The 15,026-nt window shown below is 43.5% G+C and carries 15 protein-coding genes and 1 pseudogene; 13 read left to right on the top strand and 3 right to left on the bottom strand.

Annotation, left to right across the window (positions count from 1 at the left end; translation table 11 throughout):
* The first annotated feature begins 10 nt into the window (after positions 1-10).
* The 6 genes from NYE28_RS15265 to NYE28_RS15240 all read left to right on the top strand — a co-directional run bounded on the left by NYE28_RS15265 (position 11) and on the right by NYE28_RS15240 (position 6,849).
* Entirely contained in the window at positions 11-1,243 is a 1,233-nt protein-coding gene (locus NYE28_RS15265) for a malic enzyme-like NAD(P)-binding protein (protein ID WP_007408064.1), read from the top strand.
* Between the two features lie 328 nt (positions 1,244-1,571).
* Positions 1,572-2,444: an acetyl-CoA carboxylase, carboxyltransferase subunit beta gene (accD, locus tag NYE28_RS15260; RefSeq protein ID WP_003152441.1), complete on the top strand. Its 873-nt coding sequence runs from the start codon at positions 1,572-1,574 to the stop codon at positions 2,442-2,444.
* Positions 2,429-3,406 carry an acetyl-CoA carboxylase carboxyl transferase subunit alpha gene (gene accA / locus NYE28_RS15255; RefSeq protein ID WP_007408067.1) on the top strand — a complete coding sequence of 326 codons (978 nt, stop codon included), beginning with the start codon at positions 2,429-2,431 and terminating at the stop codon, positions 3,404-3,406. Before accD ends, accA begins: the two co-directional genes overlap by 16 nt.
* A 191-nt stretch (positions 3,407-3,597) precedes the next feature.
* Positions 3,598-4,557: a 6-phosphofructokinase gene (gene pfkA, locus NYE28_RS15250; RefSeq protein ID WP_007408068.1), complete on the top strand. Its 960-nt coding sequence runs from the start codon at positions 3,598-3,600 to the stop codon at positions 4,555-4,557.
* 39 nt (positions 4,558-4,596) lie between these two features.
* Entirely contained in the window at positions 4,597-6,354 is a 1,758-nt protein-coding gene (gene pyk / locus NYE28_RS15245) for a pyruvate kinase (protein ID WP_031379141.1), read from the top strand.
* Between the two features lie 111 nt (positions 6,355-6,465).
* A complete protein-coding gene (locus NYE28_RS15240) occupies positions 6,466-6,849 on the top strand; it encodes an FxsA family protein (RefSeq protein WP_012118168.1) in 384 nt (127 codons plus the stop codon).
* Between the two features lie 31 nt (positions 6,850-6,880).
* Here NYE28_RS15240 and ytvI read toward each other — a convergent pair whose 3' ends face one another.
* Positions 6,881-7,996, bottom strand: coding sequence for a sporulation integral membrane protein YtvI (ytvI, locus tag NYE28_RS15235; protein ID WP_003152446.1), 1,116 nt, complete (start codon positions 7,994-7,996; stop codon positions 6,881-6,883).
* A gap of 97 nt (positions 7,997-8,093) precedes the next feature.
* On the opposite strand from ytvI, the gene NYE28_RS15230 reads away from it, so the two are divergent.
* From NYE28_RS15230 to NYE28_RS15215, 4 genes and pseudogenes are all read left to right on the top strand, one after another.
* Positions 8,094-8,558, top strand: coding sequence for a DUF441 domain-containing protein (locus NYE28_RS15230; RefSeq protein ID WP_015417989.1), 465 nt, complete (start codon positions 8,094-8,096; stop codon positions 8,556-8,558).
* Between the two features lie 126 nt (positions 8,559-8,684).
* A pseudogene (locus NYE28_RS15225) lies at positions 8,685-8,800 on the top strand (N-acetylmuramoyl-L-alanine amidase); the annotation flags it as partial.
* A 162-nt stretch (positions 8,801-8,962) separates the two neighbouring features.
* Positions 8,963-9,373: a YjdF family protein gene (locus NYE28_RS15220; RefSeq protein WP_015240369.1), complete on the top strand. Its 411-nt coding sequence runs from the start codon at positions 8,963-8,965 to the stop codon at positions 9,371-9,373.
* Positions 9,374-9,720: 347 nt separating this feature from the next.
* Positions 9,721-10,140, top strand: a complete 420-nt coding sequence (locus NYE28_RS15215) for a hypothetical protein (protein ID WP_032871707.1) — start codon at positions 9,721-9,723, stop codon at positions 10,138-10,140.
* Between the two features lie 289 nt (positions 10,141-10,429).
* Here the strand turns inward: NYE28_RS15215 and NYE28_RS15210 are convergent, their stop codons facing one another.
* Positions 10,430-11,368 carry a hypothetical protein gene (locus NYE28_RS15210; protein ID WP_253612805.1) on the bottom strand — a complete coding sequence of 313 codons (939 nt, stop codon included), beginning with the start codon at positions 11,366-11,368 and terminating at the stop codon, positions 10,430-10,432.
* A 13-nt stretch (positions 11,369-11,381) separates the two neighbouring features.
* Positions 11,382-11,903 carry a hypothetical protein gene (locus tag NYE28_RS15205; RefSeq protein ID WP_218791317.1) on the bottom strand — a complete coding sequence of 174 codons (522 nt, stop codon included), beginning with the start codon at positions 11,901-11,903 and terminating at the stop codon, positions 11,382-11,384.
* A 286-nt stretch (positions 11,904-12,189) separates the two neighbouring features.
* On the opposite strand from NYE28_RS15205, the gene NYE28_RS15200 reads away from it, so the two are divergent.
* From NYE28_RS15200 to citZ, 3 genes are all read left to right on the top strand, one after another.
* Positions 12,190-13,302, top strand: a complete 1,113-nt coding sequence (locus NYE28_RS15200; protein WP_025285096.1) for a tetratricopeptide repeat protein — start codon at positions 12,190-12,192, stop codon at positions 13,300-13,302.
* Positions 13,303-13,452: a PhrK family phosphatase-inhibitory pheromone gene (locus NYE28_RS15195; RefSeq protein ID WP_164463356.1), complete on the top strand. Its 150-nt coding sequence runs from the start codon at positions 13,303-13,305 to the stop codon at positions 13,450-13,452. It begins immediately after the preceding gene.
* Positions 13,453-13,889: 437 nt separating this feature from the next.
* Positions 13,890-15,008 (top strand): citrate synthase, encoded by a 1,119-nt coding sequence (gene citZ / locus NYE28_RS15190; RefSeq protein WP_007613059.1) that lies wholly within the window; start codon positions 13,890-13,892, stop codon positions 15,006-15,008.
* Positions 15,009-15,026 lie beyond the last annotated feature (18 nt).

The following is a 15,026-nucleotide window of genomic DNA, read 5'->3' as shown; positions in this document are numbered from 1 at the left end:
AGTGTTTAGAATGTCATTAAGAGAAGAAGCGTTACATTTACACAAAGTAAATCAAGGAAAGCTGGAATCAAAAGCAAAGGTAGAAGTCAGAAATGCAGATGACTTAAGCCTTGCCTACTCTCCCGGAGTAGCTGAGCCTTGTAAAGAGATTTATGACGATAAAAACAAAGTATATGATTATACAATGAAGGGGAACATGGTAGCAGTCGTAACAGACGGATCAGCCGTTCTCGGTCTCGGTAATATCGGGCCTGAAGCTTCACTTCCGGTCATGGAAGGGAAAGCGGTGCTGTTCAAAAGTTTCGCGGGCGTGGATGCATTCCCGATCGCGCTTGACACAAACGATGTGGACAAAATCATTGACACTGTAAAGCTGCTTGCACCGACATTCGGCGGTGTCAACCTTGAAGATATTGCGGCGCCGAACTGCTTCATTATCGAAGAGCGCCTGAAAAAAGAAACAAACATTCCGGTTTTCCACGATGATCAGCACGGCACTGCCATCGTAACCGTTGCCGGACTTGTAAACGCGCTGAAATTATCAGGTAAATCCATGTCATCCATAAAAGTTGTGGCAAACGGAGCGGGAGCGGCAGGCATCGCGATCATCAAGCTTCTTTACCATTTCGGCGTACGCAACATCGTAATGTGCGACTCTAAAGGGGCGATTTACGAAGGGCGTCCGGCCGGCATGAACGCAGTGAAAAACGAAGTGGCGAAGTTTACAAACCAAGACCGCAACGACGGTTCGCTGCAGGATGTCATTAAAGATGCAGACGTCTTTATCGGCGTATCAGTCGAAGGCGCGCTGACGAAAGAAATGGTGGAGAGCATGGCGAAAGATCCGATTATCTTCGCAATGGCCAACCCGAATCCGGAAATCATGCCTGAAGACGCGCGCGCAGCCGGCGCAAGCGTAATCGGAACAGGCCGTTCTGATTTCCCGAACCAGGTCAACAATGTTCTGGCATTCCCTGGAATTTTCCGCGGGGCGCTTGACGTTCGCGCGACTCACATCAACGAAGAAATGAAAATTGCTGCGGTTGAAGCGATTGCTTCCCTTGTTTCAGAGGAAGAATTAAGCGCTGATTATGTCATCCCGGCTCCATTTGACAAACGTGTGGCTCCTGCCGTTGCGAAAGCTGTTGCGAAAGCAGCGATGGAAACGGGCGTCGCCAGAATTACGGTCGATCCTGAGGAAGTGGCTGAAAAAACAAGACAGCTTACGGTCATCGGCGAATAATAACACAAAAATGAAATGGCAGCGCGTTGGAAAAAAACAACGCGCTGCTGTTCAATATACGGACTGCTGAAATTTTTTTAAGGGCAGGTCTTAAAAAAATTTCAGCAGAATCCTTATTTCTTTTGAAAACGCTGACAGATAAGGCTGAACAACGCTTTTTACGGTATGAAATCCGTCCGTTTCCGTCTGTTTTGAAGCAAAAAATGTCGAATGGAGGATGACACCGTTTGACAAAAAAAGTACAATAGTTTCGGTAAAGTTATTATTAAGTCTATCTAATCGGAAGACATGCAGTGAAGAGAACCCTTCACAAAAGGGAGGTAATCATTTGTTAAAGGATATATTCACAAAAAAGAAAAAATATGCTTCCGTGCCGTCTGAGCAGGCAAAACATGATGTTCCGGAAGGCATTATGACAAAGTGCCCCAAATGTAAAAAAATCATGCTCACAAAAGAGTTAGATAAAAACCTGCGCGTCTGCATGAACTGCGGGCACCATTTCCCGATGAATGCAAAGCAGCGCATTGAAAGCCTCCTGGATGAAGATTCATTCGAAGAATTCAACCAGGGAATGATATCTGAAAACCCGCTCGGTTTCCCGGAATACTTAGAAAAAATCGAAAAAGACCGTGAGAAAACATCGCTGAATGAAGCGGTGGTTACCGGAAAAGGAACCATCAGCGGATTCCCGGCCGTGATCGCTATCATGGATTCAACATTCCGAATGGGAAGCATGGGTTCGGTTGTCGGCGAAAAAATCACGCTTGCAATTGAAAAAGCAAAAGAGGAAAAAGTCCCGTTTATCATCTTTACCGCTTCCGGCGGCGCACGTATGCAGGAGGGGGTCTTAAGTCTTATGCAAATGGCAAAGACAAGCTCTGCATTAAAACTGTTCAGTGAGGAGCAGGGACTGATTATTTCTGTCATGACCCACCCGACGACAGGCGGCGTATCGGCCAGTTTCGCGTCTCTCGGTGATTATAATTTCGCTGAACCGGGCGCCTTGATCGGATTTGCCGGAAGACGTATTATTGAACAGACGATCGGGGAAAAACTGCCGGAAGATTTCCAGACGGCGGAATTTTTATTAAAGCACGGCCAGCTTGATGCGGTGATTCACCGAAACGACATGAAAGATAAACTCGCATTTCTGCTGGACATGCACCAAACAGGAGGTGAGCATGAGTGGCTGCAAGATTAGAATTTGAAAAACCGGTGATTGAACTGCAGACGAAAATCGCCGAACTGAAAAAATTCACCCAAGATTCGGAGATGGATTTAAGCGCTGAAATCGCAAGACTTGAAGACCGGCTCAGCAAGCTCCAGGATGAGATTTATAAAAACCTGAAGCCGTGGGACAGAGTGCAGATCGCACGCCTTCCCGACCGGCCGACGACGCTAGATTACATTCAATACCTGTTTACCGACTTTTTTGAGTGCCACGGAGACAGAACATACGGAGATGATGCGGCGATTGTCGGCGGAGTCGCCAAATATCACGGCATGCCGGTCACCGTCATCGGACATCAGCGCGGAAAAGACACGAAAGAAAACCTTGTCCGCAATTTCGGGATGCCTCACCCTGAGGGCTACCGCAAAGCGCTTCGTCTCATGAAGCAGGCGGATAAGTTCAACCGCCCGATTATCTGCTTCATCGACACGAAGGGAGCGTACCCGGGTAAAGCGGCGGAGGAGCGGGGACAAAGTGAAGCCATCGCCAAGAACCTGTTCGAGATGGCCGGCCTGACAGTGCCTGTCGTTTGTATCGTCATCGGGGAAGGCGGCAGCGGAGGCGCGCTTGCATTAGGTGTGGGCAACCGCATGCTGATGCTTGAGAACTCGACGTATTCCGTTATTTCTCCTGAAGGAGCCGCATCCATTTTGTGGAAGGACTCCAGCCTTGCGAAAAAAGCGGCTGAAACCATGAAGATTACTGCGCCCGATTTATTAGAATTAGGAATTATTGATGATATGATTAAAGAAGTGAAGGGCGGAGCTCACCATGATATTAAGCAGCAGGCGGGCTACATTGACGGTATTCTTAAAGAAACGTTAAAATCTCTTCTTCAATTGAACGCCGAAGAATTGATCTCACAGCGCTATGAAAAATATAAAGCAATCGGGAAAGTTTCGGTTGAGGATCAATATATCGGGGTAAACTGAATAGACGTGAAGCCTATGGCTCACGTTTATTTTTTGTGATTTTTGTGATATTCCTTAAATTTTATTTAAAAACAATTTATTTAATTGTATAATAGGTAAGGTTTCATGGGAGCTCAGGCGTCCCTTTTCATTGTTTTAGGGCAATGATCATGATATGTTTAACATATATATGTTGCTGAGGTGAATAGGAAATGAAGCGTATAGGAGTTTTAACGAGCGGCGGGGATTCCCCGGGTATGAACGCTGCGGTGCGCGCGGTTGTGCGGAAAGCTATCTACCACGACGTCGAAGTGTACGGAATTTATAACGGTTATTCAGGATTAATCAGCGGTAAAATAGAGAAACTGGAGCTTGGTTCGGTCGGTGACATCATCCACCGCGGCGGAACAAAGCTGTACACGGCCAGATGTCCTGAATTCAAAACAGTTGAAGGCCGTGAAAAAGGAATCGAAAATTTAAAGAAACTCGGCATTGAAGGTCTTGTCGTCATCGGCGGAGACGGTTCATACATGGGTGCGAAAAAATTAACGGAACACGGGTTTCCGTGTGTGGGTGTACCGGGTACGATAGATAATGACATCCCGGGAACTGATTTTACGATCGGATTTGATACGGCGCTAAATACCGTAATTGATGCTATTGATAAAATCCGTGACACCGCTACGTCTCATGAGCGTACATACGTTATTGAAGTGATGGGGCGCCATGCGGGCGACATTGCTTTATGGGCAGGTCTTGCAGGCGGAGCGGAATCAATTTTAATTCCTGAAGCGGACTACGATATGCAGGAAATTATCGGCCGTTTGAAGAGAGGGCACGACCGCGGCAAAAAACACAGTATCATCATCGTTGCAGAAGGGGTAGGCAGCGGGGTTGAATTCGGAAAACGCATCGAAGAAGAAACGAACCTTGAAACACGGGTATCCGTTTTAGGGCACATCCAGCGCGGCGGATCTCCAAGCGCTTCTGACCGGGTTCTTGCAAGCCGCCTCGGCGCTTACGCGGTTGAGCTTCTGCTTAAAGGAAAAGGCGGACGCTGCGTAGGTATACAAAACAACAAGCTTGTAGACCATGATATTATAGAAATTTTAGAATCAAAACATACTGTTGAACCAAACATGTATCAGCTTTCAAAAGAACTGTCTATTTAAGGCGGAAGAAGCTGAAGATTTCAGAAGGAAGTGAACGAGTTGAAAAAAACAAAAATCGTTTGTACAATCGGTCCGGCCAGTGAAAGTGTAGAAATGCTGACAAAATTGATGGAAGCGGGTATGAACGTTGCTCGTCTGAATTTTTCACACGGTGATTTCGAAGAGCACGGCGCAAGAATCAAAAACATCAGAGAAGCAAGCAAAAAGCTCGGCAAAAACGTGGGGATTCTCCTCGATACAAAAGGTCCGGAAATCCGCACGCACGATATGGAAAACGGCGCGCTTGAGCTTCAGGCGGGAAATGAAATTATCGTTTCTACGAAACAGGTGCTGGGAACGCTTGAAAAATTCTCAGTTTCTTATGAAGGCCTGGCAGACGACGTGTCAGCAGGGTCTATCATCCTGTTGGATGACGGTTTAATCGGATTGGAAGTGCTAGAATCAAATCCGGAAAAACACGAAATCAAAACAAAAATCTTAAACAGCGGCACGCTGAAAAATAAAAAAGGCGTAAATGTTCCCGGCGTCAGCGTCAACCTTCCCGGAATTACTGAAAAAGACGCCAAAGACATCGTATTCGGTATCGAGCAAGGCGTTGATTTCATCGCTGCGTCATTTGTACGCCGTTCTACGGATGTCCTTGAAATCCGCGAACTGCTTGAAGAGCATAACGCGTCTGACATTCAAATCATTCCTAAGATCGAGAACCAGGAAGGCGTGGACAACCTGGATGCGATCCTGGAAGTATCTGACGGCTTAATGGTAGCGCGCGGAGACCTCGGCGTAGAGATTCCGGCCGAAGAAGTGCCGCTCGTGCAAAAAGAAATGATCAAAAAATGCAACGCGCTCGGAAAACCGGTTATTACTGCGACACAAATGCTTGACAGCATGCAGCGCAACCCTCGCCCGACACGCGCTGAAGCAAGTGACGTTGCCAACGCCATTTTCGACGGCACAGACGCTATCATGCTTTCCGGTGAGACGGCTGCGGGACAATATCCTGTCGAGGCGGTTCAAACAATGTTTAACATCGCCACACGCACGGAAGAATCTCTGAACTACAAAGAAATTCTGTCTAAACGCAGAGATCAGGTCGGCATGACGATTACCGATGCGATCGGCCAATCAGTTGCGCACACGGCGATCAATCTGAGTGCGGCAGCTATCGTTACCCCTACAGAAAGCGGCCATACGGCGCGTATGATCGCGAAATACCGTCCGCAGGCTCCGATTGTAGCCGTTACGGTTAATGAGTCTGTATCACGCAAACTCGGCCTTGTATTCGGTGTATTCCCGGCAAGCGGCCAAAACGCGAATTCAACCGATGAAATGCTTGAAGACGCGGTTCAAAAATCACTTGACAGCGGCATCGTGAAACGCGGTGATCTGATTGTCATTACAGCAGGTTCTGTCGGTGAATCAGGCACGACGAATCTGATGAAAGTCCACACTGTCGGCAGCATTATCGCGAAAGGGCAAGGCATCGGACGCAAATCTGCATTCGGTCCGGTCGTTGTTGCAAAAAATGCGAAAGAAGCTGAACAAAAAATGACAGACGGCGCAGTATTGGTTGCTTCAAGCACTGACCGCGACATGATCGCTTCACTTGAAAAAGCATCAGCGCTCATCACTGAAGAAGGCGGTCTGACAAGCCATGCAGCCGTTGTCGGTTTAAGCTTGGGCATTCCGGTTATCGTCGGTCTGGAGAACGCAACTTCAGTTTTAACAGAAGGACAGGTTATCACAGTTGACGCTGCCCGCGGCGCTGTGTATGAAGGCCGCGCAAGCGTTCTTTAAACAGCTTTAAAAAAGAGAGGGGGGGTTCTCCCTTCTCTTTTGTCTTTAGGCTGATTTTCCTATTCCCATGCGGGCGGTGACGCGCTTTTAGAAGGGCAGGAGGGCAGAAAAATGAGAGTATTATTCTTACTGTTTATCGTATGTCCGGCAATTGAAATCGGTTTGTTTCTGCTGGCGGGAAAATGGCTCGGTATTTTTCCGACCTTCCTTCTCATCATTTTGACAGGCGTGTTAGGCGCCTTGGTGGCAAAAAGACAGGGAACCGATGTGTATCATCGGGTGATGCGCGATCTGCAGCACGGCAAAATGCCGGGGGAAGCGCTTCTTGACGGAATATGCGTCTTTTTCGGAGGCCTGCTTTTGATGCTTCCGGGTTTTCTGTCCGATATTGCAGGGGCCTGTCTTCTGATTCCGTTCACTCGGAACCGCATGAAGCCGCTTTTGTTCAAATGGCTGAGAGGAATGTCAAAAAACAAGCGGATCATTATCAAATAAAAACGGCAGCCTTCTTACAGGGCTGCTGTTTTTATTTGGACTGAACAGTAATATAGGCCCATATTTCTTTTAAAGCGCCCGTTGTGATAAAGGCCTGAATGAAAACGAGCAGCGCGGGCCCCGCAGCCAGTCCTAAAATTCCGAACAATTTAAAGCCGGCAAACAGGGCGATTAAGGTCGCAAGCGGATCAAGTCCGATTGACTTGCTTAAAATTTTCGGCTCCGTCAGCTGGCGCTGAATGAGAACCACAATATATAAAACACCGAGACCGATCGCTTGAGGAAGCTGACCGGCAATGGCCAAATACATAATCCAGGGAACAAAGACCGACCCGGCGCCGAGATACGGGAGAAGGTCCACCAGGCCGATAAAAAAGGCGATGGTTGCCGCATGCTCAATCCCTAATAGAAAAAGTCCGATAAAGACAATGATCATCGTGAAAAGTATGAGCACGGCCTGCGCCTTAATGAAACCTGCCATCGCTTTTTTTAGCTCTCCCGATACGGCCTTGGCGTTTGCCGAAACCCGTTCCGGAAAAATGGAATAAAGCAGCGCCTTCAGCTTATGCCAGTCCTTTGTCATAAAAAAAGTCGCCAGCATTGCGAAAATGAAGACGGCAGCTGTATTGGGAAGGAAGGCAATCCATTTCGGCACCAGCTCCAAAAGATGTGAAAGCATGAGCCCCGCATTTTTAGCTGCTGTATCACCGAGGGTCTGAATATGCGTCACGATGGATGCCTGCTGATTGGTTTCCAGTCCGTTAAATAAGACAGTCAGCTCGTGGTACAATGGCTGAATGCGGGAAGTGAACAGCTCTTCGCAATACGTCATAAAGGCGCTGATATGAGGAGGGAGCGTTTTGGCCAGATAGGCGGTTCCCGAAATGATTTCCGCAACGAGAAATGTCGCCGCCCCAAGAAGAATAAGCAAAAAGAAGACCAGGACAATGACAGTATTGACTGACCGGGGCAGCCCCGTCAGTTTGTCCAGCCAGTCAACTACGGGAATGATCGCTGATGACAGAATAAGGGCGATCAGAAACGGATAAGTTAACGGAAATGAGGCGTAACCGGCCGCTAAAGCGCCGCCGGCCGCAGCGAGTACAAACAGCGCGCGGAAAAAAACAGTTGCATAGTGCGGATTCACATCGATCCTCCTCTCGGTCGGCACGTCCTATTACATTAGTTTATTCGTCAAAAAAAAGGATATGAATACAGATATGATGAAAGAAGGTGCTTTCAGGATGTTTACACAGGCGAATTTATTTTTACTATTATTACTGGCCATCGCATTGGTAGCCAAAAATCAGTCATTGCTTTTTGCCGTCGGCTTTCTCATTGTGATAAAAGCTGTCGGTCTTGATCAGAAACTATTTCCGGTTATTCAGTCAAAAGGCATCAACTGGGGAGTCACCGTCATTACAATCGCCGTTTTAGTGCCGATTGCCACAGGCGATATCGGTTTTAAACAGCTCGGAGAAGCGATGAAATCATATTATGCGTGGATCGCTCTCGGTGCCGGGATCGCGGTTGCCTTAATCGCCAAAAACGGTCTCACCTTATTGGAAAACGACCCTCATATTACAACGGCGCTGGTCATCGGCACGATACTTGCCGTCGCGCTTTTCGGAGGCGTCGCCGTCGGCCCGTTAATCGGCGCCGGAATCGCCTACTTGGCCATGCAAATCGTTAAAATGTTCACTTCGTAAAGTAAAAAAGCGGCGTAAAGCTGCTTTTTTTTGTGGAGAAAATTAGAGTTTGCACCTTCGCATTTTGTAGTTCAGACAAATGCCATTTGCATTATTCCGATGAATGAAGCGGCTTACCATGTAACAAAGAACTTCGGGATTGACGGCGCACATGGAGTGAAAACAGCGATTGCAGTAGATTAAAAGCTGATGGGATTTATGGGCCTGATACCAAAGCAAAACTTGAAGTGTTGTTAAAATAAGCGGAGACCCTTTCCTTCAATTTGAAAGTTTGTTAAATTTATAATGAGAATGAAAAAACACAATTCGGTTGGTAGTCCGGATGCATGATTTAAAATGTCAGTAACCTTCCCCTCCTCGGGATGTCCATCATTCTTCAGTAAATTTAGGAGGAGGGAATCGTTATGAAATTAACGGTTTACTACGATGGTCAGTTTTGGGTAGGAGTCATTGAAGTTGTGAATGACGGGAAATTAAGAGCAATTCGTCATTTGTTTGGACAAGAGCCAAAGGATTCAGAAATAATGCATTTTGTTAATAATCAACTTTTACAGACTCTCTCCCACACTGAACAAGAAGGGGTTTGTGTTAAAGCAAAATCTAAGAAATTAAACCCAAAAAGATTGCAACGACAAGCTTCTAAAGAAATGAAAAATATCGGGATATCAACTAAGGCACAAAAAGCGATAAAACAGGAGCTTGAAGCAAGAAAAGAAAAGAAAAAACAACTGAATAGAAAACAAAGAGAAAAAATAAAGGAACAAAAATATTTAATCAGAAAACAAAAAGCAAAAGAAAAGCATAGGGGAAAATAGTTGGAGAGCCCGATGAAGCCCTTCGATTGAAAAGTTGAGCGGCATCAGTTAGTTTCTTCGGACTGATTTAGAGAAAAAAGTATAAGTCAGAGCCCTTCTCGAGATGAGGAGGGTTTTTCTGCCATTTATTTAAATTCACTTATATCAGTAAATGAGTCAGTTTCAATTGATGAACGGTTTGATGAGGATATTTACAGCTGAGTACAAAAGCGAAAATCTTGTCTTAGCTGAAGTAATAATAACCTCTCTCTTTTATGAAGGGAGAAGACTTTTCGAAGTTATTAGATATTCAAGATGTAATAAAAAATAAAGGAATGCAAATGTTAAAGTGAAGGGAGATGATTACTATGAAAAAAATAATTGTATTGGTGATCTTATGTTTTTCGTTAAGCTCTATCACAGTGGCTGCTGCTAAACAAGAACACGGCCAGAACCCAAAAGTTTCTCAGGAGCTATTTGGTGTTTTTATGCATGAGCTTTTCTGTAAAAATATATTAGACAGTGCCCGTGAATTCTATAAGGATGACACACTCTCTGTTACCACTAAAGGAGGCGTTAAATTATCCGAAGAAAAAGAAGGCAGGTATATAGTGAAGTTCATAATTATCCCTCATTCAAAGCTTCTGGGTAAAAAAGGCAAGATTTCAGGAACCGATACATTGACTTTCAGAGTAGACCCCTTCCTTTTGGGTTCTGGTTCAAGGGACAGAAATTCAGCAGTTACATTCCTGCATTTAAAGCATAACAACTCCACAAGGCAAAATTGATAAAACAGGATACTCTACATAGGATGTCCTCTTTTGGTAAAAAGGTTCCTGTCTATCACGAATAAACAGAGCAGATGCGAATTTACGGGCCGAGTACGAAAGCGAAACTGAAATCATTATTGAAATGAAAAAATCCCCCGTTTTGGGGGATTACTTTTTCTTCTCTTCTAATAGTTGAATAATTCTTTGATTAGCCTGTTTTTGCGCTCTCAACAACGAAACAATATTCCCTGTGAAACCAATCAAAATGACAAGCAGAAAAATTATAATCCACACAAGGCCATACCCCCTAAGGTGTTATTACCGTCCTGAAAGTCGATTCACTTGTATTGTTTAGACCTTCATACATTGTACTTGTCTTGTATGGGGTTGGAAATAGGACAATTTGATAGTTTTCTTTATCTTCAACTTTCGGCATGTCAATTTCATATATATTTGTGGCATTCTCTTTAACACTGGTAAATGAAACAGGTTTCCCATTAACTGAGCTTTGTTCTGTCCCTGATAAGGCAACTAAGGCATAATCAAGATTCGTATCATGCGAATTAAAAATTTGCAAGTATGTTTTTTGGTTGCTTTTTGATTTGAATAGGATTTTATTTCCGGTTTGTTTTGACGTTAAAAATACTTGTTCGCCCGTTAATTCATCAGTTGTTTTTTGGGGTTTTAGGTCTTCTTTTTCATCCCGGCTTTTCCTGATGTAACGGAGAGTAAAGTTTTCCTGTAAACCTGATGCTATATCAAGGTTAGTGCTTTCTTGTTTGTAATCAGGCTCAGGAATAATAATGAAACTTAACTCGCTGAAATTAGAAGGCGGCTCAAATTCCAGCTTGATTTTTTTTACCGAATCTTTATCCATTTTGAATGTATAAGATTTTTTGTACCCTCCGTTATCTGCTTTGAAAGGAATTGTCTTGAAGTCTGAGAGGATAACCAATCCATATTTTCTTTTGTCATTAAAATAATGACTAAACGATAATACTTTTTTGTATCCCTTCCCATTTTTCTTTCCAATATCCAAAGAGTCTAAAATTTGCCCGTCCTCTTCATATAAACCGTATGAAACGGTGTCAGTGCCGGGGCCGGTCACATCTTCTTGTTCATCATTGTACTTTTCATCGTTTGTAACTGCAGAAGTCTGTTTGTTTTGATCTTTATTAAAAAAGTAAAGGGATGCGGCAACTGCCAAGATTACGAAGGGAACACAAATTAAAAGAATCTTTTTCATTCTCATTTATATTTTAAAGAACGTCTTTTATGTTCCATTTTTTCTGATGTGTAACAGTTTTATATTTTTTTCTCGCGTATTTGGAGTTGCCATATGCTTTCCCTTTACATCCATATCCCCCTGTTACTGTTCCCACAGCTTCGGCCCCGGCATAGTTTGAATTACTATTTGTGTCAGTTTTGCTTTTTGAAAGCGCGCCGTTATTATAGTACAATCGTGATTTTGCCTCGATTGTATTTATTCTCATTTTTGCGCTGGCCTTTGTCAGCATGGCGTAATTGCATGCGAAAAAGTCCAGTCCCTGTCTACGCTTTTTTAAATTCCAGTTGGTCTTATAATCAGGTTTTGACGCCATTACAGTATACGGGCTTTCGGTTGCTGTCTGAAGAATAGAGCCAGAACCTTGCGAACTGTCTTCAATCGTAATCCATTCTTCATCAGTATTAGATGTAGCAGAGGCGGTGTCTTGATAAGAAAGCAATGATCCGGAAGCTAAAGTAAAGGTAGCCAGGAAAGGTAAAACAAATTTTTTCATCTCAAAATCTCCTTTTTTGTTATTTTGTTACAGTGCCGATTATACAGGTCTATATTTTTTTATGAATGGGGAAAAACATCTGTAGATTCGACAATAGAGAGAAATAGTCCGCTATAATACCGTTCTGAAAAAGTGGGTCAATAGCCTTTTTTTGAAATTGCGCGATGTCGAAAGGGAAAATTGCGCGATGTCGAAAAAAACTCCTATTAATTACATTTTATGTTAAAAGTATGCTAGAATATTATTTGAGAAAATTTAGAATATTTGTAGAAAGAGGGGTTTATTGATGAGTAAACTGGCTTCTGAATGTGTTGCAAATATATTAAATGATTGGTATATCGCGATAAAACAACAAGACGCTGAGTCTGCTGAGAGATATTTTGAAGAGATCAAACCATTGTTTGATGAAATGGAAGAGGATCAGGAAGTTTTGATGTATTATTCTTTGTTGGAGGAAAGGCACAAAATGCTTTTGTATCAGGTGAAAGGGGAGGAGCTTCCGCCCCATTCATATTTTAATGAAAACCACGCTGATGAAATAAAAAAAACAGACCATATGATTGAATATTATTTCTTTCTATTTGAAGCGTTATATGAATCGCATAAAAGGAACTTTGAGAAAGCAATTACTTTATTCAAAATAGCAGAGAAAAAATTGAAGGATATACCCGATTGTATAGAGCGGGCTGAATTTTATTCGAAAGTGGCGTCTATGTATATGATGCTGCGGCAGAGTCTAATTTCTTTGAATTATATCAATGATGCGCTACAAATTTATAGAGAAAATGAAGGCTATAAACGAAAGCTCGCCACGTCTCTTATGATTGTTGGACAAAACTACACTGATTTAGGACTTTATGAAAAAGCGGAGGAAAGTTATTTAGAAGCAATCAGAATTTCGAGAGTTCTTCACGATTCACTTTTCACAGCTTTAATACATCATAATTTAAGTCTTACATATTCTGCAGCAAACCGCCCCCAAGACTGTATAAATGCCTTGAAAAAAGCCATCAGAAATAAAGAGTGGAGGGGCTCGGTATATTATATAAATTCCCTGTATATGTTTTTGAAAGAGCTTTATAAAATAGGGGATGTAAATAAAATGCCATATTATTATAAAAAGACAAAGGAATATTTTAAACGAAAAGAGAATAAGGTGTATGAGGCTAAAATAAATATTATTTACGGACTTCTGCAGCAGGATCAGAGGAAAAGCATTGAAACTTGTCGAGGTGGTATTTCTTACTTGTACGAAGTAAATGACCTTGATAGCGTTTTTGATCTTTCTTTGATTATTTCAGAACACTGTGAGAAGCATGGACTCTTTAAAGAGGCGCTTGAATTTTCTAAACATGCTATTTTAGCCGAGAAGAAAATGAAGCACCTGGAGGGATTATAATTGAAAAAAATTATTCTTTGTGCAGCCCTAACCTTTGTTACGTTAAGTGGTTTAGCTGTAGTCAAGATTAATCAAGCATCATCAGATGTTAAGATAACAGAGCGCCCGGTGGGTACTCTAAAATTAGCAGAGCGGCCAGTAGGCACATAAAAAAAGCCCCAGACAGGGCTTTTTTTTGCGCTCTTTCTGGCGTTCATTTGTGAATAACCCGGGTAGTGGTGCGTTGTCCTTTTAAACTCCCCTAAAACTCCCCCAATAAGAATACATGGTTTTACAAAGCGCCTGAAAGCAACCGATTAAATTTATCAACGCGAAGCCTTGATATATAGGGCTTTTAAAACATTTTTAGTTAAAAGTCTACAAATTAATCAGATTATTGTTTATAATAAGAATAGGCTTAAACTTAAATAAGCTTATAAGAATTTGTTATGTTCCTCTATAAGCATATCGGTTATGTAACCGCAACCAGTGAAATGTAAGCATTTTCTTAAAGGGGAAAGGGATTGTTTGCATGACTCATTTTAAGTAAGCCGTATGTTTTATATACTCTTTAAAGGGGAATTTTGATTGAAAAGGAGAGGTTGAATATGACAGCAACACGCGGTCTTGAAGGGGTTGTAGCAACAACATCATCTGTAAGCTCTATTATCGACGATACCCTTACATATGTAGGGTACGATATTGACGACTTGACAGAGAATGCAAGTTTTGAAGAAATCATTTATTTGCTGTGGCATCTGCGCCTGCCGAATAAAACGGAACTTGCTGAACTGAAAAAACAGCTTGCGAAAGAAGCTGCCGTTCCACAAGAAATCATTGAGCACTTCAAATCCTATCCCCTCAATAACGTACATCCAATGGCTGCGCTCCGGACGGCGATTTCATTACTCGGTCTGACTGACAGTGAAGCCGATGTTATGAATCCGGAAGCGAACTACAGAAAAGCCATCCGTCTGCAGGCGAAAGTGCCGGGCATTGTCGCCGCTTTCTCAAGAATCCGCAAAGGACTTGATCCTGTTGAACCGAAGGAAGAGTACGGAATCGCGGAGAACTTCCTTTACACCTTAAACGGTGAAGAGCCTTCTCCGATCGAAGTGGAAGCGTTTAACAAAGCGCTCATTCTTCATGCGGATCATGAGCTGAACGCATCAACATTTACGGCGAGAGTATGTGTCGCCACCTTATCTGATATTTACTCAGGCATCACTGCTGCCATCGGCGCTTTAAAAGGGCCGCTTCACGGCGGAGCTAATGAAGCCGTCATGAAAATGCTGACAGAAATCGGCGAGGTGGAAAACGCCGAGCCTTATATCCGCAGCAAAATGGAGAAAAAGGAAAAAGTAATGGGCTTCGGACACCGTGTGTATAAGCATGGAGACCCGCGCGCCAAACACTTAAAAGAAATGAGCAAACGCCTGACGAATCTGACGGGTGAAAGCAAATGGTACGACATGTCAATCCGTGTCGAAGAAATCGTAACGTCGGAGAAAAAACTCCCGCCTAACGTTGATTTCTATTCCGCATCTGTATACCACAGTCTCGGCATTGATCACGATCTGTTCACGCCGATCTTTGCGGTCAGCAGAATGTCAGGATGGATCGCCCATATTCTTGAACAGTACGATAACAACCGCCTCATCCGCCCGCGCGCTGATTACACGGGTCCGGATAAGCAGACTTTTGTTCCGATTGATGAAAGAGCCTGATCAAACGGGAGGCTGGTG

This window comes from Bacillus sp. FSL R5-0443 (assembly GCF_038608285.1).
Taxonomy (GTDB): Bacteria; Bacillota; Bacilli; order Bacillales; family Bacillaceae; genus Bacillus; species Bacillus velezensis.
Note: the sequence above shows the minus strand (reverse complement) of the source record. Positions and strands in the feature narration are given on the sequence as shown.

Coding starts and splice junctions, on each gene's coding strand:
- NYE28_RS15265 (WP_007408064.1), top strand. CDS start 11: ATGTCATTAAGAGAAGAAGCGTTACATTTACACAAAGTAAATCAAGGA.
- pfkA (WP_007408068.1), top strand. CDS start 3,598: ATGAAGCGTATAGGAGTTTTAACGAGCGGCGGGGATTCCCCGGGTATG.
- NYE28_RS15240 (WP_012118168.1), top strand. CDS start 6,466: ATGAGAGTATTATTCTTACTGTTTATCGTATGTCCGGCAATTGAAATC.
- NYE28_RS15230 (WP_015417989.1), top strand. CDS start 8,094: ATGTTTACACAGGCGAATTTATTTTTACTATTATTACTGGCCATCGCA.
- NYE28_RS15220 (WP_015240369.1), top strand. CDS start 8,963: ATGAAATTAACGGTTTACTACGATGGTCAGTTTTGGGTAGGAGTCATT.
- NYE28_RS15215 (WP_032871707.1), top strand. CDS start 9,721: ATGAAAAAAATAATTGTATTGGTGATCTTATGTTTTTCGTTAAGCTCT.
- NYE28_RS15210 (WP_253612805.1), bottom strand. CDS start 11,368: ATGAAAAAGATTCTTTTAATTTGTGTTCCCTTCGTAATCTTGGCAGTT.
- NYE28_RS15205 (WP_218791317.1), bottom strand. CDS start 11,903: ATGAAAAAATTTGTTTTACCTTTCCTGGCTACCTTTACTTTAGCTTCC.
- NYE28_RS15200 (WP_025285096.1), top strand. CDS start 12,190: ATGAGTAAACTGGCTTCTGAATGTGTTGCAAATATATTAAATGATTGG.
- citZ (WP_007613059.1), top strand. CDS start 13,890: ATGACAGCAACACGCGGTCTTGAAGGGGTTGTAGCAACAACATCATCT.